Below are 2,759 nucleotides of genomic sequence, written 5' to 3'. Positions count from 1 at the left end.
GGCCTCGGCCTTCCGCGTGAGCGCCTGCTCCCTGGCCTTGGCGTCCTCCAGCGCCTGCGCCGCCGCGGTCACCTGCTCCTCCGCCGCGGTCTCCTCGTCGGTCCGCGTCCGCACATCGCCCTCAGCCGTCTTCCGGCTCTTCTCCGCCTGCTCAACCGCCTCCGTCCGCGTTTCCACCTCGCCCGCGGCCACCACCCGCTTCTGCTCCGCCGTCGCGGCCGTACCCGCCCACTTCTCCGCCCTGGCCTCGGCCCCGGTCACCTGCTTCCGCGCGTCGGCCATCGCCTTGGTCTTGCCCTGTATCAGAGCCTCGGCGTCCGCCCGTTGCTGAGCCGCGCCCGCGGTCCGGCCCTTCAGCGTCTCCAGCTCCTTGGCCTCGGCCTCGGCCTTCCGCTTCCGGGCCTCGGCGTCGTCCGGCTGACGCTTCTGAGGTGCCTGCCCGGCCCCCGACGCCGGAGCGACCGGACTCACGGCGCCGGAGACGGAACCCGACCGCTCAGGGCCGGCCACCACACCCTGCGTCCCCGAAGTGCTCGCCTGGGTCTGGCCCACGGCCTCGGCATCCTGAGTAGCGGTCGCGCGCTGTATCGCCGCGGCGACGGCCCTGTTTCCCGCCGTGGACTGCAAGGCGGCCATGCGGGTCTGTGGCCTCTGAGGGCGGGACCGAGGCGGAGCGGCGGCATCCGTGCGGCGTCTCTGCGATCCCTGCAAGCGGTCCGACACGGACAACCCCTTCTCACGTCCCGTCACCGTCCTCGCTCCCGCGAGGCAGCGCCCCGGAGCGGCGGGACGGCGCACCCCGGACCGGGGCGTGATCGCAAGATGACTTCCTGGCGAACTGACTCTCAACACACGATGTTGAAACAGAAACACCAGTCGTCCACCAGGGGTCCACCGGAGAAAGGCGAGGAGTCTGCCCCAACGGGCACGGCCAGGGGCAACACCCATGCCCCCACTCCGGCACCCAGGGACGTTTCACTGACGGCAACGCGCGCGTGAGGCTGAGGGGCGTCCTGTCTCGTACCCCGAGGAGAGCAGAGCATGCCGTCCTACCTGTCGCCCGGCGTCTACGTCGAGGAGGTGGCCAGCGGCTCGCGCCCGATCGAGGGAGTGGGCACTTCGGTGGCGGCCTTCGTCGGACTCGCCCCGTCCGGCCCGCTGAACGAGCCCACGCTGGTGACCAACTGGACGCAGTACGTCGCGGCCTTCGGTGACTTCACCGGCGGGTACTACCTCGCGCACTCCGTCTACGGGTTCTTCAACAACGGCGGCAGCGCCGCGTACGTCGTCCGGGTCGGCGGCTCCGCCGAGGACGCCACCGGCGACGCCACGGGCACGGGCTCCACGCCCGCCGCCGTGACCGGCACCGCCGCCCCGGCCGCGCTGCCCGCCGCCGAACCCCGGCAGCTCGGCACCTTCGCCGTGACGGCCACCGCCCCCGGCCAGAGCGGCCCGCTGACCGTCGAGGTCGCGGACCCCGAGGGCGAGGGCCCCGCCGAGCGCTTCAAGCTGATCGTCAAGGACGGCGAGAAGCCGGTCGAGACGTTCGACGTGAGCGCCAAGAAGGGCAACCGCTCCTACGTCGTCACGCAGGTCAAGGAGCGCTCCAAGCTCATCACCGTGACGGAGGCCGCGCCGTCCGCGCAGCTGGCCCGCCCGGAGAACCAGTCCCTGACGCTGCCCGCGCCGCCGGCCGCCGCCCCCGCCGTACCGGCCCAGAAGGCCGAGAGCGCGCACCCCGGGCCGGCCCAGTACCTCGGCGACTCCGCGGACCGCACCGGCTTCGGCGGCCTGGAGGCCATCGACGAGATTTCCATGGTCGCGGTGCCCGACCTGATGGCCGCCTACCAGCGCGGCGCGATCGACCTGGAGGCCGTGAAGGCCGTCCAGCTCGGCCTCATCGCCCACTGCGAGCTGATGGGCGACCGCGTCGCCATCATCGACCCGCCGCCCAGCCAGAACGCCCGCCAGATCCGCGTCTGGCGCCAGGAGACGGCCGGCTACGACTCCAAGTACGCCGCCCTGTACTACCCCTGGATCAAGTCCTTCGACCCGGCCAGCGGGCAGTCCCGCCTGGTCCCGCCGAGCGGCCACGTCGCCGGCATCTGGGCCCGCAACGACTTCGAGCGCGGTGTGCACAAGGCCCCCGCGAACGAGGTCGTCCGCGGCGCCGTCGACCTCGAACTCCAGATCACCCGCGGTGAGCAGGACCTGCTCAACCCGATCGGCGTGAACTGCATCCGTTCCTTCCCCGGCCGCGGCATCCGCGTCTGGGGAGCCCGCACCATCTCCTCCGACCCGGCCTGGCGTTACCTGAACATCCGCCGGTACTTCAACTACCTGGAGGAGTCGATCCTCCTCGGCACCCAGTGGGTGGTGTTCGAGCCGAACGACCACAACCTCTGGGCCCGCATCCGCCGCAACGTCTCCGCGTTCCTGGTCAACGAGTGGCGCAGCGGCGCTCTCTTCGGCTCGCGGCCCGAGGAGGCGTACTACGTCAAGTGCGACGAGGAGACCAACCCGCCGGAGTCGGTCGACGTCGGCCGGGTGATCTGCGAGATCGGCATCGCCCCGGTCAAGCCCGCCGAATTCGTGATCTTCCGGCTTGCCCAGTTCTCCAGCGGCAGCGGGGAGCTGGAGGAGTAGGCCCAGGCCGTTCGCCTGCGTCCGTAACCCTCGTACGGCATCCCGTACGTCACTTCGTACGCCACCTCGTACGCCCCCCTCAAGAAGCATCAGAAGGACAGAGATCACATGAG

Annotated in this window: 1 protein-coding gene and 1 pseudogene; one reads left to right on the top strand and one right to left on the bottom strand. The window is 71.3% G+C overall.

The annotated features are described in order from the left end of the window. A pseudogene (locus ABEA26_RS26945) lies at positions 1 to 636 on the bottom strand (hypothetical protein); the annotation flags it as partial. Between the two features lie 405 nt (positions 637 to 1,041). On the opposite strand from ABEA26_RS26945, the gene ABEA26_RS26940 reads away from it, so the two are divergent. After that, on the top strand, positions 1,042 to 2,646 hold the full coding sequence (locus ABEA26_RS26940; protein ID WP_345595946.1) for a phage tail sheath subtilisin-like domain-containing protein: 1,605 nt from the start codon (positions 1,042 to 1,044) through the stop codon (positions 2,644 to 2,646). Positions 2,647 to 2,759: the final 113 nt, after the last annotated feature.

It is taken from the genome of Streptomyces marokkonensis (assembly GCF_039539045.1).
Taxonomy (GTDB): domain Bacteria; phylum Actinomycetota; class Actinomycetes; order Streptomycetales; family Streptomycetaceae; genus Streptomyces; species Streptomyces marokkonensis.
The sequence above is the reverse complement of the archived record's forward strand: the minus strand, read 5'-3'. Positions and strand labels throughout refer to the sequence as shown.

Coding starts and splice junctions, on each gene's coding strand:
- ABEA26_RS26940 (WP_345595946.1), top strand. CDS start 1,042: ATGCCGTCCTACCTGTCGCCCGGCGTCTACGTCGAGGAGGTGGCCAGC.